The 21941-nt window shown below is 53.8% G+C and carries 20 protein-coding genes; 15 read left to right on the top strand and 5 right to left on the bottom strand.

Annotated elements, in window-relative coordinates:
* A complete protein-coding gene (locus ACFPOF_RS14800) occupies positions 1-645 on the top strand; it encodes a bifunctional 4-hydroxy-2-oxoglutarate aldolase/2-dehydro-3-deoxy-phosphogluconate aldolase (protein ID WP_378133903.1) in 645 nt (214 codons plus the stop codon).
* Positions 646-701: 56 nt separating this feature from the next.
* On the opposite strand, the gene ACFPOF_RS14795 is transcribed toward ACFPOF_RS14800, so the two are convergent.
* Positions 702-1937 carry an aminopeptidase gene (locus ACFPOF_RS14795; RefSeq protein WP_378133901.1) on the bottom strand — a complete coding sequence of 412 codons (1236 nt, stop codon included), beginning with the start codon at positions 1935-1937 and terminating at the stop codon, positions 702-704.
* A 169-nt stretch (positions 1938-2106) separates the two neighbouring features.
* Here ACFPOF_RS14795 and ACFPOF_RS14790 point away from each other — a divergent pair, with 169 nt between their 5' ends.
* Positions 2107-2775, top strand: coding sequence for a helix-turn-helix transcriptional regulator (locus tag ACFPOF_RS14790; RefSeq protein ID WP_378133899.1), 669 nt, complete (start codon positions 2107-2109; stop codon positions 2773-2775).
* Between the two features lie 11 nt (positions 2776-2786).
* Entirely contained in the window at positions 2787-3596 is an 810-nt protein-coding gene (locus tag ACFPOF_RS14785; RefSeq protein ID WP_378133897.1) for a pyruvate, water dikinase regulatory protein, read from the top strand.
* A 98-nt stretch (positions 3597-3694) separates the two neighbouring features.
* Here the strand turns inward: ACFPOF_RS14785 and ACFPOF_RS14780 are convergent, their stop codons facing one another.
* Together ACFPOF_RS14780 and ACFPOF_RS14775 are read right to left on the bottom strand one after the other, a co-directional pair.
* Complete coding sequence (locus ACFPOF_RS14780) at positions 3695-4015, bottom strand: hypothetical protein (RefSeq protein WP_378133895.1); 321 nt, start codon at positions 4013-4015, stop codon at positions 3695-3697.
* 118 nt (positions 4016-4133) lie between these two features.
* Positions 4134-5330, bottom strand: a complete 1197-nt coding sequence (locus ACFPOF_RS14775; protein ID WP_378133894.1) for a hypothetical protein — start codon at positions 5328-5330, stop codon at positions 4134-4136.
* Positions 5331-5480: 150 nt separating this feature from the next.
* Here ACFPOF_RS14775 and ACFPOF_RS14770 point away from each other — a divergent pair, with 150 nt between their 5' ends.
* Together ACFPOF_RS14770 and ACFPOF_RS14765 are read left to right on the top strand one after the other, a co-directional pair.
* Positions 5481-6437: an RluA family pseudouridine synthase gene (locus tag ACFPOF_RS14770; RefSeq protein WP_378133892.1), complete on the top strand. Its 957-nt coding sequence runs from the start codon at positions 5481-5483 to the stop codon at positions 6435-6437.
* A 13-nt stretch (positions 6438-6450) separates the two neighbouring features.
* Positions 6451-7131, top strand: coding sequence for a DNA alkylation repair protein (locus ACFPOF_RS14765; RefSeq protein WP_378133890.1), 681 nt, complete (start codon positions 6451-6453; stop codon positions 7129-7131).
* A gap of 274 nt (positions 7132-7405) precedes the next feature.
* On the opposite strand, the gene ACFPOF_RS14760 is transcribed toward ACFPOF_RS14765, so the two are convergent.
* The gene (locus ACFPOF_RS14760) at positions 7406-8074 is read right to left on the bottom strand and encodes a DUF559 domain-containing protein (protein ID WP_378133888.1); all 669 of its coding nucleotides are present in this window, start codon (positions 8072-8074) and stop codon (positions 7406-7408) included.
* A 325-nt stretch (positions 8075-8399) separates the two neighbouring features.
* On the opposite strand from ACFPOF_RS14760, the gene ACFPOF_RS14755 reads away from it, so the two are divergent.
* The 5 genes from ACFPOF_RS14755 to ACFPOF_RS14735 all read left to right on the top strand — a co-directional run bounded on the left by ACFPOF_RS14755 (position 8400) and on the right by ACFPOF_RS14735 (position 15043).
* Positions 8400-10151, top strand: a complete 1752-nt coding sequence (locus tag ACFPOF_RS14755; protein WP_378133886.1) for an ABC transporter ATP-binding protein — start codon at positions 8400-8402, stop codon at positions 10149-10151.
* Positions 10148-12055 (top strand): ABC transporter ATP-binding protein, encoded by a 1908-nt coding sequence (locus tag ACFPOF_RS14750; protein WP_378133884.1) that lies wholly within the window; start codon positions 10148-10150, stop codon positions 12053-12055. Before ACFPOF_RS14755 ends, ACFPOF_RS14750 begins: the two co-directional genes overlap by 4 nt.
* Positions 12056-12101: 46 nt before the next feature.
* Complete coding sequence (locus ACFPOF_RS14745; RefSeq protein ID WP_378133882.1) at positions 12102-12677, top strand: nitroreductase family protein; 576 nt, start codon at positions 12102-12104, stop codon at positions 12675-12677.
* A 99-nt stretch (positions 12678-12776) separates the two neighbouring features.
* Complete coding sequence (locus tag ACFPOF_RS14740; protein WP_378133880.1) at positions 12777-14267, top strand: amidase family protein; 1491 nt, start codon at positions 12777-12779, stop codon at positions 14265-14267.
* Between the two features lie 20 nt (positions 14268-14287).
* A complete protein-coding gene (locus ACFPOF_RS14735; RefSeq protein WP_378133878.1) occupies positions 14288-15043 on the top strand; it encodes an AAA family ATPase in 756 nt (251 codons plus the stop codon).
* Between the two features lie 102 nt (positions 15044-15145).
* Here the strand turns inward: ACFPOF_RS14735 and ACFPOF_RS14730 are convergent, their stop codons facing one another.
* On the bottom strand, positions 15146-16162 hold the full coding sequence (locus ACFPOF_RS14730) for a LacI family DNA-binding transcriptional regulator (protein WP_378133876.1): 1017 nt from the start codon (positions 16160-16162) through the stop codon (positions 15146-15148).
* Positions 16163-16289: 127 nt separating this feature from the next.
* Here ACFPOF_RS14730 and ACFPOF_RS14725 point away from each other — a divergent pair, with 127 nt between their 5' ends.
* The 5 genes from ACFPOF_RS14725 (at position 16290) to ACFPOF_RS14705 (ending at position 21912) form a co-directional block, all read left to right on the top strand.
* Positions 16290-18080 (top strand): L-fucose isomerase, encoded by a 1791-nt coding sequence (locus ACFPOF_RS14725; RefSeq protein WP_378133874.1) that lies wholly within the window; start codon positions 16290-16292, stop codon positions 18078-18080.
* Between the two features lie 42 nt (positions 18081-18122).
* Positions 18123-18779, top strand: a complete 657-nt coding sequence (locus ACFPOF_RS14720; RefSeq protein ID WP_378133872.1) for a class II aldolase/adducin family protein — start codon at positions 18123-18125, stop codon at positions 18777-18779.
* A gap of 35 nt (positions 18780-18814) precedes the next feature.
* Positions 18815-20308: a rhamnulokinase gene (locus ACFPOF_RS14715; protein ID WP_378133870.1), complete on the top strand. Its 1494-nt coding sequence runs from the start codon at positions 18815-18817 to the stop codon at positions 20306-20308.
* A 20-nt stretch (positions 20309-20328) separates the two neighbouring features.
* Positions 20329-20763 carry an L-fucose mutarotase gene (gene fucU, locus ACFPOF_RS14710; RefSeq protein WP_378133868.1) on the top strand — a complete coding sequence of 145 codons (435 nt, stop codon included), beginning with the start codon at positions 20329-20331 and terminating at the stop codon, positions 20761-20763.
* A gap of 567 nt (positions 20764-21330) precedes the next feature.
* On the top strand, positions 21331-21912 hold the full coding sequence (locus ACFPOF_RS14705) for a Uma2 family endonuclease (RefSeq protein WP_378133866.1): 582 nt from the start codon (positions 21331-21333) through the stop codon (positions 21910-21912).
* Positions 21913-21941: the final 29 nt, after the last annotated feature.

The following is a 21941-nucleotide window of genomic DNA, read 5'->3' as shown; positions in this document are numbered from 1 at the left end:
ATGACTTCCCCATTGATGCAGCAGTTAGACCAAGAGAAAATCATCGCCATCGCGAGAGGCCTTTCCCCGAACGATTGCGATGCGACCGCACAGGCGCTCGCCGATGGCGGTGTCGTTTTCCTCGAAGTGACGTTAAATACGGAAGGCGCGCTAGGCATGATTTCGCGCTTGAGGGAAGCATACGGTGACCGCATGCGCATAGGGGCCGGCACCGTCATCGATCTGTCGCAGGCTAAAGAAGCGATCTCGGCGGGTGCCGAGTATTTAATCTCGCCGAATCTTGACGAAGACGTCGTCCGTCACGGCGTTGAGTGCGGTATCGAAGTGTGGCCGGGGACGATGACGCCGACTGAAATCGTTCGTGCCTACAAGGCAGGGGCTTCCGCAGTAAAGCTCTTTCCGATGGGGGCGCTCGGGATCGGCTACTTAAAGGAAGTTCGAGCGCCGCTGAACCACATTCCGATGATCGCGACAGGCGGCGTCAACTTGCAGAATATCAATGCCGTATTGGATGCCGGAGCAATCGCGGTCGGCCTCGGCAGCAATTTGATCGACAAGCAGCTTGTCAAGGACGGCAAGTTCGACGAACTGACGAAGAACGCACGTTTGTTTGTGAATACGGTTCAAGGTGCCAAGCAAGTATAGAAGATACGCGCATGAGAAAGCGCCGCTGATCCCGGTTGGGGAGGCGGCGCTTTTGATTACCCGATTGCCCAGTTGCCTGCACGAAAGATGGGCTCAGCAGTACCATCGGCGGTAATGCCGTCGATGTCAAGATCGGCCCGTCCGATCATGAAGTCGATATGAGTCAGGCTTTGGTTAATGCCGCGCTGTGCCAGTTCTTCTTTGTCCATAGCGAGTCCGCCTTCGATGCAGAAAGGGAACCCAAAGCCGATAGCTAAATGGCATGCGGCGTTCTCGTCGAACAGCGTATTGTAGAAAATTAGATTTGTATCGGAGATCGGCGACCGGTGAGGTACAAGGGCGACTTCTCCCAAGTAATGCGAACCGTCATCCGTCTCGACGAGTTGCTTAAGCGCGTCGTATGCGACATCCGCTTTGTAATCGACGATGCGACCATCTTTAAATGTGAACGAGAAACCGTCGATGAGCTTGCCATTGTAGCTAAGCGGTTTGCTGCTGGATACGGTGCCGTTGACGCGCTCCCGGTGCGGCGACGTGAACACTTCCTCCGTCGGCATGTTCGGGATGAAGACGCTGCCCGCCGCATTACGAGCGCCCGCGCTTGTCCAGAGATGACCGTCTGTCAAACCGATTGTCAAATCCGTGCCGGGTGCGCGGTACCGTAATTCTTTGTACCGGCGCTCGTTGAGCCACATCGCCTTGGCATCGAGCGCTTCCGCGTGCCGTCTCCACGTGTCGATCGGAGTGGGGTCATCCACGCGCGTTGCCGCGAAAATCGCGTTCCAAAGCGCATCTACACGCTCCGCTTCTGGCAAATCCGGAAACACCTTATCCGCCCATGGCTTATTCGGGCAGGCTACGATAGACCAAGCGACTTGATTGCTCAGCATGAATCGACGGAAGGGCTGCATTGCGGTTTGTTGCGCCTTCGACGATCGACTGATTCTGCCGGCGTCTATTCCTTTAAGCAAGTCGGGATTTTCGGCGGAAATGAATAAGAAAGCCGCTCCAGATTCCGCCATCTCCACCCGTCCTTTCGCATGCCATTCCGGGAAGTAGGAGAGGCCGTCATCAGAGGACAGTTCGACTCGAGTTCGCGTAACTTCATCGTCGCTCCAGTCGACGTAGACGTATTTCGCGCCGATTTTATAGGCGTGTTTTACAGCTTCGCGCACGAGCGGTGCAGCTCCAATCGGAGAGACGATGCACAATTGCTGGCCGGGCTGCACGTTAACGCCGACTTCGATCGCCAGGGCGGCGTATTGTTCCAATCGTTTCTGAAAATGGGTCATCTTTATCGCTCCTTTGCGTTCATTATAGCTAAGCGACTCCTGCCAAGAAAGCTTTCGGGTTTCGACATCGGCATTGAAGGTATTTGTATCATTATATATCGAGAAATGGGATTAAATATTGTAGCTTATATCGGTTTGTGGTATACCCTATTTATCGGCCTTGTCGCCATTGCAGTCAGAGAGGAGCGGAATCGCCATCGAACTTAACGCAAGACAAATCGCGATCGTCGACCACGTAAAGAAAAATGCCCCGATTACAGGTGAGCAAATCGCCGAATATTTAGGGGTCAGCCGTCCGACGATCCGTTCTGATTTATCTGTCCTTGTCATGCTTGGCTATATCGACGCGAAGCCGAAAGTCGGTTATTTCATTGGCAAAGCGTTAAGCCCGGAAGGCAGGCAGGGGGAAAATTTTCTACGCCTGAAGGTGAAAGACGTCATGAATCGTCCGGTCGTCATTTCGGAGAACGCTACGGTGAACGATGCCGTTATCGCGTTGTTTGTTGAAAGCACGGGGCATATTTCCGTAACGGACGAGCACGGAATGCTTGCCGGAATGGTCAGCTTGAAGGATCTACTGAAAATGACATTAGGCAATCCGGGTGCGGCTGCGGTGCCGATCAGCATGGCGATGACCCGTTCGCCACGAGTTGCCTACGCGTTCCCCGATGATTCGATTATTGACGCCGCAAGGAAGATGCTCGATCACCATGTCAACGGTTTACCTGTCGTTCGACCTAATGGAGAAACGGGCGGACTGGAAGTTGTAGGACGCATTACGAAAACGAATATGACCCAAGCGCTGGTCGATTTGGCGTCTGGTTTGATTGCGGAGTAGGGGGAGAGGGCATGGCGGAGGAGAGACAGAAATGGATGTTCGTCTGTTCGGACGCGGTTGGTGAGACGGCGGAGGCGGTCGCGAGGGCGACGGCACGTCAATTTTCCACCGAGCAGGTGAAAATTCGCAGGTATGGCAATATCAAACACGAAGACGAGATTAAATCGATTATTTTCGAAGCTTCCCGCGCCGGAGGCTTTATCGCTTACACGCTTGTTCAACCGGAGCTTCGAGAGACGATGCGCGAAGAATGCATCCGCTGCGGTGTCAGGGCGGTGGACGTCATGGGACCGATGATGCAAGCCTTCATCGATACGTTTAACGATGCACCGAAGTACCAGCCGGGCCTTCTGCACGAAATGGATGAGAACTACTACCGTAAAATCGAAGCGATCGAGTTCGCGGTCAAATACGACGATGGCAAAGATGCGCGCGGATTGCTGCAAGCGCAAGTCGTTCTCATCGGGGTGTCGCGCACGTCGAAGACGCCACTGAGCATCTATTTGGCGCACAAAGGCATCAAGACAGCCAATTACCCGCTCACGATCGAGGTCAAGCCTCCCCAGGAGCTTTTTACTCGTTCCGATCGTTTGATCGTCGGTTTAACGATGCAGCCGGAGCGGCTACTGAAAATCCGCGGCGAACGGCTTAAAGCGCTCGGGTTGCCGAGCCAGGCGAATTACGCGTCGATGGATCGGATTCGGAAAGAGCTCGAATTCGCAGCGGACATTATGAAGCTGCTGCGCTGCCCTGTCATCGACGTGTCGGAGAAGGCGATCGAAGAGACGGCAGGATTGATTATGGAGATGAGCGTCAGCTAACGGAAATGACGAAAGCCCGAGTTAACCGGGAGACGGAGGTTTCCAGGTTTTCTCGGGCTTATTTACGCTCCGGGATCATGTAGATAGTTGCATTACGGTCAACGGTCCATTAATGCGCGGATAAGCTGTTGTTTCCTTGAGGAGCAGGGCAGACGTTTGGAAGTATCGCCGAAGAAAAGACACTGTTCCCCGATGACGGAAATGTTCCTCACATTCACGTAGCAATCGGAGGCAACTCGGAAGAATGTCGACGAATCTGCAATTAAGCGGTTTCTTTCGTCGGCGGACATTCTTTTTTTGATGTTATAATTCCGTCCGTGAAAGCTGATTAACCCATGCGTGCCGACTTTGAAAAACAACGTGTCCTGGCGCGGGTCGAAATCCTCGTACACATTTTTGTGCTGTAGCGCTACAGTCATCGTTCCAAATCCCCCTCAGAAAGATGTTTTTGTGGTAGCGCTTACAGTATAGCATGACTAAGCCTAGTTTGTGAATACTTCCGAAAAAAATGAGGAGAAATGACAAAGTGGATTTACTTCATAACGTAACCCACTCGTCTCCTGCGAATGAACGGAAATGGTAGTAGACAGTCCCGCTCGGAGATATCCATTTTTCGAAAGCAAGGACGGCTTGCGGCGAATAAAACCCAGTCTGATGGGAAATCTCGCCGGTCGCAGGAAAAACGTAGTAGGAGCTCGTTTTGGTCAGCCGGATTCTTTCATCTGTCGGAATGATGCCGAGCGGCCGCTCTAACAGTGCTCGCTTCGGATTTACCCATACCTCGCCAAGCTCAGTCCGAATGTGTACGAAATCACCGGACGATTCGAACGCTTCGTATGTGCCGGGTTTTAACCAGTTCGTTTTTCCGTTTCGCTGATTGCCATCTTGCAATTGCTCGAAATATCGGGTTTCCGACTGCAATGTGAGCGATTCGTTCAATTCCTGATAATCGTCAATTATGGGTTGCTTCGGAATGAACCATCGGTCTCCTTCGGGAAGCCGAATTTTGAGCCAATTAATCTCGTTTGGCCCGAGCCCGACTTTCCATTCGCCTACGATTTGCACGATCTGGGGTTCGATCTTTTCCGCTTTGGATTCCACGACGAAAGGAATCGGGTAACTGATTTCGGTTCCCGTCAATTTAATCTTCTTGGCGAGAGGGGTTTTCTTGACGCTCTCCAGGAAGGCGGGATTACGGATCCACTTCTTGCCTGCTGCTGTATCGATTCGGTACCAATGTTCATCGTTCATGATGATCAGGTCGTTCGCGTTGGATGCGCTCGGCGGACGATAGTTGAACAAGGACACGGCGTGCAATTTTCCGGGGGCTACCTTGTCGACAGCAGCCGTTGCTCCGGGATAATCGTATAGCTCTGCGTCGAACACCGTCGTGATTGTTTGATCCGTTTTCGAATAATTGCCTGTGTACAGCATGCCTTCTTCGGCTTTGATCCATTTGTTGCCGAGCCAAGTTTTGACCTGATACCAATCGGCAGCTTTGTCCAAGAAGCTGGTTTGATCAGTTTCAACAATTGTGAGCACTTGGCCGGCGACCAGAGTAGCGACGGTTTTTTTTGCAGTCGATTTGCCATTGTACAATTTCGCGTCTTTGAGCAAATAGAGATGCTGGAAAAAGGTCGGCTTCTGGGCATCCACTTTCCCGGGTATGATCAAGCTGCTGAACGCCAGAGCCAGTAGGGTCATGCATATTGCTACAATTTTGTTCCATCGCATCCAATCATTCCTCCTCGGTATGTAGACGTCCATTACTGGAAATAGTTGCACATTGTCTGCGGAACTAACATTGTACGGAGCAGGGTTTGGCCATTATAATCAAGACATTCAGTTTCGATTGCAATACAGCCAGAGGAGATAAATTCGACTATGATCAACCGTACCGTCACCCCGTCCGAGGGCGGGAAACGACTTCATCGTTATTTAAGGAACCTGATGCCGAACATTCCGCTCGGACAAATCTACAAAATGATCGACAACGGCAAAGTGAAAATAAACGGTAAACGTAAAAAGCAGGATTACGAGCTAGTCGCCGGCGATGTGTTGTCGCTGTACGTGGAGGAGTCCATCTATCAGGAGGCGAGCATAGGCCAGAGAAAGCAAAAATACGTCGGCGTTAATGCAAACGTAGACGTGTTGTACGAGGACGCCGAACTGCTCGTCGTGAACAAGCCGGTCGGCATGCTGACGCATCCTGATCAGACGGACCAAAAAGACACATTAGTCAATCGCGTTCACGCGTATTTGTACCGCAAAGGAGAACTGGACAGCCCCCTGTTCATGCCGGCGACCGCGAATAGGCTCGATCGGAATACGAGTGGTATCGTTCTTGTTGGCAAGACTGCGAGGATGCTACATGCTCTTAACCAGATGATCCAGAAGCATGAGCTAAGCAAATTTTACGTGACGATCGTGGAAGGCAGATTAACCGGCGAAGGAACGCTCGCTGAAGATTTGATCCGCGACGAGAAGAGCAATCGGACCCGCGTCGCAAGCGGGAATGTGGACATCGAACGTCTGGGCGGCGTCGGGCAAGTGAAATCGGCTGAAACCCGTTATCGCGTCTTACAGACGGGCGCTTCCCATTCGCTTGTGGAGATCGAGTTGATCAGCGGACGCACGCACCAAATCCGCTCCCATTTTCAGCATATCGGCCATTCGTTGCTCGGGGATATCAAGTACGGCGGGCATCGGTTCGGCGATATTAATCATCAGTTGCTGCACGCATGGCGCATTGAGCTTCCGGACGGTAGGGAATTCAAGGCGCCTGTACCATCGGATATGCGTTCAGCCATGGCCAGGGCGGGGCTTAGTTTTAACGGGTAAAGGGGATATGGAGATGACGGCGAGGGCGGAACGTTACGTCAGCGAGCTTGCGGAATGGTTCAGAAAACACGGAAATAGAAGCGTGGCAATCCCGATGGAAAATTACATGCGCGGCCAGTATCCGTTCCTTGGGATCAAGACGCCCGAGCGAACGCGGCTAACGAAAGCGTTCTGGGCGGAGCACGGGTTTCCGGGAGACGAAGACGTGCTCGACATCGTCGAGCGGCTATGGGCGTTTCCCGAGCGAGAATTTCAGAACGTTGCCATGGCTTTTCTCGAACGCTACAAGAAAAAGTCGAAGGTCGGGGATATCGATAAGTTCGAACGTCTGATCACGACTAAGTCTTGGTGGGATACGGTCGATTATTTGGCCGCGCATACTGTCGGGGTGCATTTGACGCGATTCCCCGAGTTGCTGGCGGAATATCCCGAACGATGGATCAACTCAGATCATATGTGGCTCCGCCGCACGGCCATACTATATCAACTGCGCTACAAAGAGCGCACCGACGCGGACAGGCTGTTAGCGTACGCATTGCATTGCAAAGACGAGAGCGAGTTTTTCATCCGCAAGGCAATTGGCTGGGCACTGCGCGAATACGCCAAAACCGATGCAGAGGCGGTAAGGCGATTCGTCGCGGCGAACAAGCTCTCACCGCTCAGCGAACGAGAAGCGCTGAAGCATATTGGGTAATAGGGGGCTAGTGAAAGAGTCAGACCCACTGCCCTACTCGATATTCCTGCGAAAATACAGGCTTTAGCCGAGAAGTGCTTCCCTGAGAGCTAATTCCTGCGAAAATGCAGGCAATTTATCAAATATCTCCACAGTACTGCTATTTCGCCAAAAAAACTGTATTTTCGCAGGAATTACTCGAATGGCCAAGAAAAATAGAGCAAAAAACTGCATAATTGCAGCTTTTTGCATATCGGAACAGTCTTACGCATCCTCGCTGTCCCGTTATCCAGCCCTACAACAAACGAAGCGCTCCGGGAAGCAGCGTATAACGGACGATGTGTTTACCTTCAGCGCCGGCGACAGGCGAGGCTAGTCCTTTAACGCACAAGATCCGCAGCGTCTTGACGGCAGTACGATGATTGAGGCCCAAATGTTTCTCAACGTCGAGTGGGCGCAGCATTCCCCCAAGCGCACACGATAGTCGAACCAACTCTTTCTCCGCCAAAGTCGTCATACCAATTGGGTCCGTCGTCGCTTGAAAACGGCTCATCACCATGCGCAACAAATTAATACACAGCTCCGGACGAAGTGCGACGTCGTCGTATGCGAAAGAGATGACTTGAAATCCCATGGCGGTCAAGAAAGTTTCCCGATTCAACTCGTTGCAGTATTTTTGTCTGTCCATCTCTTTAACGTGCGACCCGAAGCCTTTAATTTCAATGACAAGCTTCACGTAAGGAGTTATCCAGACAAAGTCGCAAAAATACGAATGTCCGCGCCAATCCAGCACTTCAAATTCGGGATGCAACTGATCGAAGCGTCCGGCAACGCGCCACCACACGTTCCCGCAAAATAATTTCTCGGCCTCACGATGCCCCCGTTCGAGGCGACCTTTGCGTTCCCCGGATCTCTGCGCCAAATGATGACGAATGAAACTTTCGTGCGCATCTTCGAAGTTCATTTTTAATGCATCCTCTCTATTCAAAATAAAAAACGCCCCGGCTCCATGTACGGCATGGAATCGGGACGTTCTTCGTCTCGTTGGGAACAGTATAACCAATTTGGGACAAATTGGGCAACCTTTTTCGATTATCGTGTGTTGTTGTGCCGCTAGGCGTTGTACTGTCGCATAACGCGATCGCCTTCGTGCCCCCTCATTACCGCCGCCGTCCAAAAGACTCCGCATTGTGTTCCGTTCATATTCCGTTCATAATGTTGGCATATTATCTTATTTACATATGTTTTTTCGATTTCACGACTATCGGACATGGAGATGATGAAGATCGATGTTGAAGCTTTTTCGTAATTTAGGTCCGTACCGTTGGGCGGTGGCGGCGGTTATGGCACTTGTGCTGTTGCAGTCGCTCAGCGAGCTTTATTTACCTACTCTGATGGCGGACATTATTAACTTTGGAGTTGTTAAGGGAGACATTCCGTATATTTGGCGCATTGGCGGTTTGATGGTCGGCGTTACGGCGATCGGAACGATCGTGTCCATCGCATCGAGTTATTTCTCGTCGCGCGTGTCTTCCGCGTTCGGCAGGGACGTACGGCGCAAAGTGTTCAGACACGTCGAGAACTTCTCCTTGCAGGAGTTCGACAAGCTCGGCACGGCGTCGCTGATCACGCGTACGACGAACGATATTACGCAAGTGCAATCCGTACTCGTCATGATGATGAGAATGATGATTTCCGCTCCGATGATGTGTATCGGCGGTTTGATTATGGCCGTCTCGAAGGACGCCCATCTGTCGCTCGTTTTCGTAGGGGCTCTACCGATATTGGCGTTTACGATCTATGCGATTGCGAGCAAAGGGATTCCGTATTTCAAAGTGATGCAGAAAAAAGTCGATAAGCTGAACCTCGTTCTGCGCGAGGGGCTCACTGGCATCCGGGTTATCCGTTCGTTTAACCGCTTCGAGCACGAGACTGCACGTTTCAAGGAAGCGAACGGCGATTTGACGCAGACTGCGATCAAAGTCAACCAGATTATGGCGTTCATGTGGCCGCTGATGATGCTGATCCTGAACTTCTCATCCATCGCGATTATTTGGTTCGGCGGCGTTCGAGTGAGTGAGGGCAACATGCTTGTCGGCGATTTGATGGCATTCCTGCAATATGCGATGCAAATTATGTTCTCCTTGCTGATGGTATCGATGATGTTCGTCATGGTGCCGCGCGCGTCCGCGTCCGCAGTCCGGATCAATGAAGTGTTGGAGACGGTGCCGGTTATTGAGGATGTGGCAAAAGGTAAAACGCGTATGGCGGACAATCAAACGACGGAAGATGCGGTTCGGGGGACGGTGGAGTTCGACAACGTGACGTTCCGCTATCCCGGCGCCGAGAATCCGGCTGTGACGGGCATATCGTTCAAGGCGCTGCCCGGCGAAACAACCGCGATCATCGGAGGAACGGGTTCGGGCAAGTCGACTCTCGTTAACTTGCTACCTCGTTTCTATGATGTCGAAGGCGGAGCCGTTCGTATTGACGGCATGGACGTGCGCGAATTGCCGATGGAGGAGCTGCGCGAGAAAATCGGTCTTGTACCGCAGAAAGCGTTGCTGTTCACGGGAACGATCGCCGATAATATACGTTTCGGCAAAGCTGATGCGACCGAAGAGGAAGTGCGACATGCGGCCGCGACGGCGCAAGCAAGCGACTTCGTCGAGGAAATGGCGGAAGGGTATGGCTCCGCCGTTGCCCAAGGCGGCACCAACTTGTCCGGCGGACAGAAGCAGCGGTTGTCGATCGCCCGCGCGCTCGTTCGCAAGCCGCAAGTATATTTGTTCGATGACAGTTTCTCGGCGCTTGATTTCAAGACGGACGCGAAGCTACGGGCAGCGCTTAAAGCCGAAACGGGAGAAGCGACCGTCATCATCGTCGCGCAGCGTGTCAGCACGGTCATGGACGCGAATCGGATCATCGTGCTCGACGAAGGCAGCATCGTTGGCAGCGGCACCCACCGCGAGCTGATGCAAAGCTGCGACGTCTATCGCGAGATCGTATCATCCCAGCTATCCGAGGAGGAGATCGCATGAGCGGACCGCAAAGAGGTGCGCCAGGGGGCGCAGCGCCGCAAGGCCGGGGTCCGATGGGTGGCGGCTTCGGGGGAATGGGCGGCATGGGCATGCCTGTTCAGAAGGCAAAAAACTTCAAAGGAACGTTGCGTAGGCTGATGGGGTATTTGCGCCCGCAACGAGTGAAGTTAATAGCAGTGCTGATCACTGCGATATTAAGCACCGCTTTCTCAATCTACAGCCCGAAAGTGCTCGGGGAAGCGACGACGAAGCTATTCAAAGGCATGATGGGCGTAGCGCATGGGGATCCAAACGCCAGCTTCGACCTCCCTGGCATTTGGCGCATTATCGTGTTTCTGGCCGTTTTGTACGTGATCAGCTCGCTATTCAGCTATATTCAGCAATTTCTGATGGCCGGAGTCGCGCAGAAAACCGTGTACGGACTTCGCAATGAAGTGAAAGAGAAGCTGGGCAGACTGCCGCTGAAATTTTTCGACGGCCGGACGAACGGGGAAATTCTGAGTCGCGCGGTGAACGACGTCGACAATATTAGCAATACGCTGCAACAAAGCTTGACGCAGCTCATCACATCGCTCATTACGATTATTGGCGTCATTATTATGATGCTGACGATCAGTCCATGGCTGACGTTGATCCTATTGCTGACGCTCCCGCTTTCCATGATCGTCATTCGCGGCGCGGCCAAACGTTCCCAACAGCATTTCAAAGCGCAGCAGGCGGAATTGGGCAGATTAAACGGCCACGTCGAAGAAATGTTTTCCGGGCATCAAATCGTGAAAGCGTACGGGCAGGAGAAAAATGCAGTCGAGCAATTCGACCAAGTAAACGAACGGCTATACGAGGCAGGCTGGCGCGCGCAGTTCGTGTCGGGCAATATTATGCCTCTCATGAATATGGTGAGCAACATTGGCTACATGTTCATCAGCGTTGTCGGCGGTATTATGGTCACGAAAGGTACAATCTCGATCGGGAACGTGCAAGCCTTCATTCAATATGCGAGACAGTTCTCGATGCCGCTCGTTCAGACGGCGAACATCGCCAACATCATCCAATCGACGATCGCTTCCGCCGAGCGCGTGTTCGAATTGCTTGACGAACCGGAAGAGACGCCGGAACCGGCGGACGGTACCGACACGAAACTCGTTGCGCCAAAAGGAGACGTCTCTTTGCGCAGCGTCAGCTTCGGGTACAAAGAGGACGCGCCGTTGATCGAGAACATGGACATTGACGTGAGAAGCGGGCAGATGGTCGCCATCGTAGGACCGACCGGTGCCGGGAAAACGACGCTCGTTAACTTGCTCATGAGATTTTACGAGGTGAACGGCGGTGCAATCACGATCGACGGCGAAGACATTACGCGGATGAAACGGAGCCACTTGCGCGGCATGTTCGGTATGGTGCTGCAGGACACGTGGCTGTTCAACGGCACAATTCGCGACAACATCGGCTACGGGCGCATTGGCGCAACGGAAGCGGAGATCGTCGAGGCGGCGAAGGCCGCGCACGCGGACCATTTTATCCGAACGTTGCCGGAGGGCTACGATACGGTACTGAACGAAGAAGCGTCCAACTTGTCGCAAGGTCAGAAGCAGTTGCTCACGATCGCTCGCGCTATTCTGGCGAATCCTTCGATTCTTATTCTGGACGAAGCGACGAGCAGCGTTGATACGCGGACGGAAGCGCACATTCAGAAGGCGATGCATGAGCTGATGCAACACCGCACGAGCTTTGTTATCGCGCACAGATTGTCTACGATTCGCGATGCGGACTTGATTCTTGTCATGAATCATGGCAGTATCATCGAGAAGGGTACGCACGAAGAACTGCTGGCGAAAGGCGGCTTCTATGCCGACTTGTACAACAGCCAGTTCGTAGGCGGCGGCCTTCGGCAGACCGCGGGCTAACCCGCGTCTGCGAACAAGTTGAGCGATGGGGAGAGGAACAAAGAAAATGGCAAGTATAGAAGAGGTAATCAGAAGCAGACGCAGCATCGGGAAAGTGAAAGAGGACGCCGTTCCGAAGGAGTTGCTGGAACGGATTATCGAAGCGGCGACATGGGCGCCGAATCATTTCGGCACGCAGCCGTGGAAATTTATCGTAATGACGGGACAAGGACGTCGTGTGCTCGGTCAAGCGTACGCCGATGTCGCGGCAGAGAAGTTGGGCGATCTGCCGGAAGCAGAGCTTGAAGAGAAACTGGAAAAAGCGGTCGCGCAAGCATTCCGCTCCCCTGCGGTCATCGCGGCTGTCTGCTCGCCGTCTGACGACGCGCGCGCAGTCGCGATCGAGGAACTGGCTGCCGCTCATGCCGCAGTGCAGAACTTGCTGTTGTCGGCGCATGCGAACGGCTTGGGCGCCGTATGGCGTACGGGCGAGCCGGCTTACCATCCGAAAATGCAAAACGCATTTGGCCTCGGTGAGAAGGAACAGATCGTCGGCTTTATCTATGTCGGTTATCCGGATATGACGCCGTCGGCCGGTAAGAGAATTCCTGCCTCTGAGAAAACAGTGTGGCTGGAAGGATAAAAGAAGTGCGAAGAAGCCAGTCGCTCCGGCAGAAACCGGAGTGACTGGCTTTATTTGGCATGGTACAGTAGAGAGGGTCATCTAGAGGGGGAATAAGAAATGATTAAGAGCAACATATCCGAATGGATAATAGAGAAAGATATTCCGTCGCTGCAAGCGGTGATGGAAGCGGGACAAATCAGTTCGGAGGAGCTTGTCCAATCTTATATTGAGCGAATCCGGACGTTCGATCCGGCGATCAACTCGGTGCTGGAGCTGAACCCGGACGCGGCGGCGATCGCAAGGGAGCTCGATCAGGAGCGGGCGAGTCATGGAAGCCGGGGAATGCTGCACGGCATTCCGATATTGCTGAAAGACAATATCGACACGGGCGACCGGATGCATACGAGCGCGGGATCAATTGCGCTTGCGGAATCGTACGCTTCGGAAGATTCGGCTGTTTCAGCTCGACTTCGTGCTGCTGGGGCTGTGCTGCTCGGCAAGACGAATATGACGGAATGGGCGAATTTCATGTCTCCGACGATGTGGGCGGGGTACAGCTCGCGCGGAGGACAGACGCAAAATCCTTATGGTTCGGGCGATCTATTCGTCGGAGGCTCCAGTTCGGGATCGGGGGCAGCGATTGCAGCCAATTTTGCAGCGGCTGCGATTGGAACGGAAACGATGGGATCGATCATCAGTCCGTCGTGTCAGAACTTCCTAGTCGGTATCAAGCCGACGGTAGGGCTCGTTGGTCGTTCGGGCATTATTCCAATTACGAGCAGTCACGATACGGCCGGTCCAATGGCGCGCACGGTCACGGACGCAGCGATTGTGCTCGGCGCGATTGCCGGGGAAGACCTGCGCGACACCGCCACTTTGCACGGTATCCCCTTCGATCAGACGGAGCCAACGAAGCTGGACTCGGACTTTGTGCGGCAGGCTGTTATCGGCATTCCGAGGCACTATTATCAGGATCTGGATGCTGAAAGACTGGAGATTGTCGAGGAAGCAATCGCAACGTTAAGGCGTCTCGGTGCGACGATCATTGATCCTGTCGCGCTGACTTGCGAGAGAATGGACATGGGCGGGGATGTGTTAAGGTACGAGTTCAAGAAGGCGCTCAACGATTACTTGAGCCGTCTGCCGGAGCATGTGCCGGTGCATTCGTTGAGAGACGTTATTGCATACAACGAAGCGAACGCGGAACGGGCGCTGAAGTACGGCCAAGACACGTTGAAATGGTCGGAAGAGACGAGCGGGACGTTGACGGAGCCGGAATATAAAGCTGCCTTGGAGCAAAATGACTTTGCTCGCAAGAGCCTTGACCACGCTCTTCGTGAGCACGGTTTGGATGCACTGCTATTTTACGGTGCGGAGGATGGCACGGATTTGGCGGCGAGAGCCGGTTATCCTGTTGTTACGGTGCCTGCGGGTTACGCGAAGACGAGCGCTCGACCTTGGGGACAAGTACCGACAAACGGACCGCAAGGGATCAGCTTCGTAGGAACGGCATTTAGCGAGCCTACGCTTATCCAGATCGCTTACGGATACGAACAAGCGACACAGCATCGTTTTCCGCCTCGGCTGGAAGCGGATGCAAAAGACTAAACCTTTTATGAATTGAGGGGATGCCGATGGACAGTCGCTCATCTTTCTTGAGAAGTATCGCTCTTGATCGGGCTGCCTTTCCGCCCGATCGGCATTATCCTTTCAATCTGGCATCTGTCCGCGGACTGGACAAGCTTGATTTTCACTCAAAAGTAACGTATATCGTCGGCGAGAACGGGATGGGCAAATCGACGCTAATGGAGGCGATCGCCGTCGCCTGGGGCTTTAACCCGGAGGGCGGCACGAAAAACTTCTCATTCTCCACGTCATCCACCCATTCGGAGCTGCACGAATATATCCGTCTCGTTCGCGGCATGAGGCAGGCGAGAGACGGATTCTTTTTTCGGGCGGAAAGTTATTATAATCTCGCGACGAACATCGACGAGCTTGATCGCGAAGCGGGAGGGCCGCGAATCAAAGACTCGTACGGCGGGAAATCCTTGCACGAACAGTCGCACGGCGAGTCTTTTTTCTCGACATTCGTTCATCGATTCGGGGGCAGCGGGTTGTATATTCTCGACGAGCCGGAAGCGGCGCTTTCACCTCTACGGCAGATGTCGATGCTGGCGCGCATGCATGAGCTTGTAGGTTACGATTCCCAGTTCATTATCGCTACACATTCCCCTATACTGATGGCGTATCCGGATTCGATCATGTATCGGTTAACGAGCGACGGAATCGAAACGACGACGCTGGAAGAAACCGATCATTTTATCATTACGAAGCGATTCTTGAATGACAAGGAACGTATGCTCAGGGAATTGTTCGGCGAGTAATCGGAAGCGGACGATCTTAACGAATTAGATCTGACTCAAAGGGATAACGACAAAAAAGCAGGCGGAAGCTCCGTGCGAGGGGCGACTGCCTGCTTTCGTATTTTATGTCGCATCTGCAACCGAACGCCGTACGATCAAGTCTGCTGGCAACACGACTTTGCGCCACGGCAGAGGTGATTCGCCCCGTTCCTGAATGCGCTCGACGAGCATTTGCATGCCAAGGTAACCGAACTGGTAAGCTTGCTGGGCGATGACGGTCAGGAACGGATCGATCTCTGAGTACGGACCTAGATCATCGAAGCCGACGACCGACATATGCTCCGGCACGCGATTGCCGCGTTCGGCAAGCGTACGGATAACTTCGACCGCGAGAACGTTGTTGCCAGCGACAATCGCAGTAGGAGGAGGAGTCATCCGGTCGAGCCAATTTTCGATTTCCGACAAGTCGCTGCGGGGTTCGAACGCCATCTCAAGCACGTAACGATCGTCGAAAGGCAGATCGTTCAGCTTCAGCGCCTCCCGGTAGCCTTCAAGTCGTAGCCGCGCGCTCGATATTGTCGGCGAGCCGTTAATAAGCGCGATCGCACTATGTCCTCGAGATTTTAAATGTTCGACGAGCTTGCGCGCGCCTTCTTTCGTATCCCCGAGCACGACGTCGCTGCCGACGCCGGGCACTTCGCGATCGAGCAGCACGAACGGCACGTTATGCAGACGAAGGCGCTCCAAGTTCGACAGCGACAGGTCTCCGGTCGGTGCGATGAGCACGCCGTCCGCCCGGGTAGCCAGTATCGCGTCGATGTAATCTTTTTCCTTGTCGACATTCTCGTCGGAATTGCCGAACAAGAGCCGGTAGCCGTGTTTTTTCGCCGCGTCTTCCGCACCTCGCGCGATCGTCGTATAGAACGGGTTCGTAATGTCCGTAATAAGCAGGAACAGCAATTTGCTCTGCTGAAGGACGAGACTGCGGGCCACATGGTTCGGCACGTAGTTTAATTCCTCCATCACCCGCCGGACTTTCGCCCTCGTTTTGTCGCTGATTTTCCCAGTGTTATTGATAACTCTGGATACAGTCATGGCGGATACGCCCGCCTTGGCGGCGATATCGTAAATCGTAGCCATCGTAAAGCTCCTTAATTGACATGATGTGTGTTTATATTACCGAAATCTTCGATTGACAGCAAGCGCTTTCGCTGATAGTTTAATGTTATCGGTAACATTATCTTCTTACAAGCGGAGGTTTAATCAAATGGCAGAACAAACGTACAGATGGAATGGCGCATTTCCGAAAATCGGTATCCGCCCGACGATAGACGGCCGCCGCAAAGGCGTACGCGAATCTCTTGAAACTCAGACGATGAATATGGCGATTGGCGTCGCGAAGCTGATATCCGACAATTTGCGTTATCCAGACGGCTCGCCCGTCGAATGCGTCATCGCCGACAGCACGATCGGCGGCGTCGCGGAATCCGCGGCGGCGGCTTCGAAATTTGCCCGCGAGAACGTGGGGGTATCGATAACGGTTACGCCTTGCTGGTGTTACGGTACGGAAACGATGGATATGGACCCGTCTGTACCGAAAGCGGTGTGGGGATTTAATGGTACGGAGCGTCCAGGCGCGGTTTATTTGGCGGCGGTACTGTCCGCCTATGCGCAGAAAGGGCTGCCGGCGTTCGGCATTTACGGCAAGGACGTACAAGACGCGGGGACGACTGACGTGCCGGAAGACGTGAAAGGCAAATTGCTCGGTTTCGCTCGCGCCGGTCTCGCCGTCGCCCTGATGAAAGGCAAATCCTATTTGTCGATGGGCTCCGTTTCCATGGGGATTGCGGGTTCGATCGTGAACGACGCTTTCTTCCAGGAATACTTAGGGCTGCGTACCGAATACGTCGACATGAGCGAATTCGTTCGCCGCATGGATGAAGGGATTTTCGATCCTGCAGAGTTCGAGAAAGCACTCGCTTGGGTGAAAGAAAACTGCAAAGAAGGTCCGGACAATAACCCGGCGAACATTCAGACGTCCCGCGATCGCAAAGACCGCGACTGGGAGACGGTCGTCAAGATGACGATCATCGCTCGCGACTTGATGGTCGGCAATCCGCGTCTCGCCGAGCTCGACTTCGGCGAGGAAGCGCAAGGACACAACGCGATCGTCGCCGGCTTCCAAGGCCAGCGCCAATGGACGGATCATTTCCCGAACGGCGACTTTATGGAAGCGATGCTGAACTCTTCGTTCGACTGGAACGGTATTCGCGCTCCGTACATGCTCGCGACCGAGAACGACAGCTTGAACGGCGCGGTTATGCTGTTCGGCAACTTGCTCACGAACACGGCTCAAATTTTCGCAGACGTTCGTACGTACTGGAGCCCGGAAGCGGTCGAGCGCGTTACCGGCCATAAGCTGAGCGGCGAGGCAGCGAACGGTTTGCTTCACTTGATCAACTCCGGACCGGCTACGCTGGACGGCACGGGCGAACAGACGAAAGACGGCAAGCCTGCGATGAAACCGTTCTGGGAAATCAGCCAGGAGGAAGCGCAGAAATGTCTCGACGCGACAAGCTGGCGTCCGGCGTCCGTGGAATATTTCCGTGGGGGCGGCTACTCGTCCGATTTCCTCACGCGAGGCGGTATGCCGATGACGATGTCCCGTCTGAACTTGGTGAAAGGCATCGGTCCGGTACTGCAAATCGCGGAAGGTTATTCCGTCGACTTGCCGGCAGACGTACACGACACGCTTGACAAACGGACGGATTCGACATGGCCGACGACTTGGTTCGCACCGATCTTAACGGGCGAAGGTTCGTTCAAATCCGTCTACGACGTCATGGATAACTGGGGCGCGAACCACGGCTCGATCAGCTACGGTCACATCGGCGCGGATTTGATTACGCTCGCTTCGATGCTCCGAATCCCGGTCAGCATGCACAATGTCGCCTCCGAGAACGTTTTCCGCCCACGGGTATGGGGACTGTTCGGCACGGCCGATGCGGAAAGCGCGGACTATCGCGCATGCGCCAACTTCGGACCGTTGTATAAATAAAAGAAGAAACCGTCCGCGGACGAAGAGAAGGGGAGAACGAAGATGAGCAGCCAAGCGATTCGTGAAGAATTATGTAAATACGCGCAGAAAACCGTCAGCAACAAACTGGTTGTCGGACCAGGGGGGAACATCAGCGCCAGATTCGAAGGCAAAATGTACTTGTCCCCGAGCGGGTTCGCGCTTGACGAAGTCAAGCCGGAGCAGTGGGTAGAGGTGGACATCGAAACGGGGGCGATTACCGACATCGGGCTTCGTCCATCGTCCGAAGTGCTGATGCATCTGTACGCCTATCGCCAGAATCCGAACATCGGCGCCATGGTGCACACGCACCCGCCTTACTGCATCGCTTTTACGCTAGTGGAGAAAGATTTGCCGATTATGTTCCCGGATCAGGCGGCGCTCGTCGGACGGACGGTATACGTCGATTACGTGCTACCGACGACGGATCGGCTGGCGGACGCGGTTGTCGCGAAAATTGAACATTCGTCGATTCTGCTTGGCAACCACGGGCTTGTGACGACGGGGCGCAACTTGCGCGAAGCGTATTACCGGACGGAAGTCGTCGAAGAGAGCGCTAAGATTTTCCTCATTGCGAAAGCGATCAAGGAGCCGAAAGTGCTTACGGCTGAAGAGACGGACGAAATTGCTTCGCTCGAAAGCGAAGCTTACCGGATTCAGTTGCTTCAGAAAATGAAATAAGAGCGCCTGCGCAGGCGCAAGGGGGTCAATCGCGCATGGCGAATCAGACGACGGTGCTGGCGTTCGACTTGGGCGCTAGCAGCGGCCGGGCGCTTGTCGGACGGCTGCAAACGGGAGAAAGCGGCGTTCGCACGCTGGAAGTAACGGAAATCCACCGCTTTCCGAACCATGCGATCCAAGTCGGCAATCATCTTCACTGGGATATTTTGCGGCTGCTTCATGAGATGAAGAAAGGCATTCGGACCGCATTCCAACTCGGCTACGGGCCTGCGACATTCGGCATCGACACGTGGGGCGTTGACTTCGGATTGCTTGACGCAAACGGAGAACTGATCGGCAACCCGTATCATTACCGCGATCCGCAGACCGAAGGGCTTATCGAGGAAGTGAACGCGCTCGTCGGCAAAGAGAAGCTTTTTCGGGAAAGCGGCCTTCAGCTCATGCCGTTTAATACGATTTACCAACTGTATGCGATGCGCAAGGCGGCTTCGCCCAAGCTGGACATTGCAAGGACGCTGCTGCTGACGCCGGATCTGCTCGCTTATTTGCTGACAGGCATCCGCTCATGCGAGTTCTCGATGGCGACGACAACTGCGCTATATGACCCGGGCAAACAAGCATGGAACAAGGCGCTGATGGAACGTCTCGGCATTCCGTCAGACCTGTTTCTTGAACCGGTTCACCCCGGAACGATCGTCGGCCCGTTGTCGGCGGAAGTGATGGCTGAACTGGGCGTTCCGGCGATGCAGGCAGTTGCGGTGGGCACGCACGATACGGAATCCGCTGTAGCGGCTGTTCCGGCGGGCGATGAGCCGTTCGCGTTTCTTGTCTGCGGCACTTGGTCGCTGCTCGGTACGGAGATGGCGGGACCGCTGCTTACGGACGAGACGCTGGCTCTCGATTTCTCGAACGAAGGCGGCGTCGGAGGCACGTACCAACTGCTTAAAAACATTATGGGCTTGTGGATCCTGCAAGAATGCAAGCGGGAGTGGGATGAACAGGGTCGTGAAATCGGCTTCGGCGAGCTCGCGGCGATGGCAGAGAAAGCTGAACCTTTCCGTAGTCTGATTCATCCGGACGATCCGCGTTTTTTTGGACATGGCGGCATGGTCGACAAAATTCGCGCTTTCTGCGTAGAGACCGGGCAACCGGTTCCGCGTGACGAGGCGGAGTTTGCCCGCTGCATTATAGAAAGTCTGGCTCTCAGGTACAGACAGGCGCTCGAACAGGCGGAACGTCTGACGGGACGCGTATATGCCGGCCTTCACATGGTCGGCGGCGGTATTCAGAATACGTTATTGTGCCGGTTTACGGCAAACGCGATCGGCAAGTCGGTATGGGCCGGCCCCGTTGAGGCAAGCGCGATCGGCAATTTGCTGGCGCAGCTTCTTGCGACCGGCGAGTGCCGGGATTTGCGAGAGGCGCGGGCGCTTGTCGCCGCGTCGTTCCCAATCGACTTCTATGAACCGGTAGTCGATGCGAGCTGGGAGAACGCGTACGAGAAATTCGTCGGCTTCGGCCGAACTTAGAGAAGGAGGCGTCATTGCCGATGCTGAAGGGGGTATCGCCTCTCATTTCTCCGGAGCTGTTAAAGGCGTTGATGGAGATGGGGCATAGCGACGAAATCGTGTTCGCCGACGGCAATTTCCCGGCGGCCAGCCACGCGCAGCGGCTGATTCGCGCGGACGGTCACGGCGTTCCCGAGTTGCTTGAAGCGGTGCTGAAGCTTTTTCCGTTAGATCAATATGTCGACAAACCGGTCGCGCTCATGCAAGTGACGCCAGGCGACCCGACGGAGACACCGATCTGGGGCGTCTACGGCGACATTATCCATAAGCAGGCCGGTCTTGCCTCGCCATTCGAGGAAGTTGAGCGGTTCGCGTTTTATGAGCGTGCTAAGAAAGCTTATGCGATTGTAGCGACGGGCGAAGGCGCCTTATATGCGAATTTGATATTGAAAAAAGGCGTTATTCCCGCTGGATAAGAGCCTGCGTTGTGCAATGAAACCCCGCTTCTCGCAATCGAGATGCGGGGTTTTTGGCTTGCGCGAACAGGACGAAAGCTAAAGCTCGCTCGGCACGGAGTACGGTCAAACCGAATTACAGTATCCCAACTGCCACGCAAGTGGCCTGTAGTACGGCCAAACCGAATTGCAGCATCGTAACGGCCACTCAATTGGCCTGTAGTATGGCCAAACCGAATTGCAGCATCGTAACGGCCACGCAATTGGCCTGTAGTATGGCCAAACCGAATTACAGCATCCCAACGGCCACTCAAGTGTCCTGTAGTACGGCCAAACCGAATTGCAGCATCTCAATGTCCATCAAGTGGTTTTCGCGGCTGTTTTAGTTTGCAAATAACAATTTCAGAAACACTTGTTTTCTATTATGGAGATTAAGTGGATCACATTTGGATTCTCTTGACAGTTCAGCCTGCTGTAGGCATAATCTGACTTATAGAAACATGGCATTCGGGGAAGCACCTCGTACAAGCTGAACACGAATCGTGTCGCTTGTCGGGGTGTTTTTATTTTCGAGAGGGGGTAGATATAGTGGCTGAAAATGGTGACAACGAGGAAAAAAACAAGAAGATTTCGACGAAGCTGAAAGAGCAGCGGGAGAACTACTTGATCGATGAACGTTATGAGATTATCGGGGGAGTACGCTACGATTTTTTGTCGTCTCCGCTTTATGTCCATCAACGTGTACTGGGCGATCTGCACTATGCATTCCGACATGCATGTTCGCATAACGGGGAAATACTGCTTGCGCCGCTTGATGTCCACTTCGATGCCGACAACATTTTTCAACCGGACTTGATCTACGTATCGCACCAGAATAGAGGGATTATTCGCGACGGTTACATCTACGGCGCTCCGGATCTGGTCGTTGAAATATTGTCTTCCAGTACAGGGCGGCGGGATAAAACCATCAAAAAAGACGGCTACGAGAAATTCGGCGTTCGCGAATATTGGCTGATCGATCCCGTGTACCGGATCGTGGAGCAGTTCGTTCTCCTCGACGAGAAGTATGCATTGGTTGCGACGCTGACAGAAGATCATCATTTGTCTTCGTCGACCGTTCCTTGTTTAAACCTGAAGCTGAAAGACATTTTTCCGCCTGAAGATTCTTAATCTTTTCTCATAGGAGTTTCCAGTTACGC

Source organism: Cohnella soli (assembly GCF_042655525.1).
Taxonomy (GTDB): Bacteria; Bacillota; Bacilli; order Paenibacillales; family Paenibacillaceae; genus Cohnella; species Cohnella soli.
Note: the sequence above shows the minus strand (reverse complement) of the source record. Positions and strands in the feature narration are given on the sequence as shown.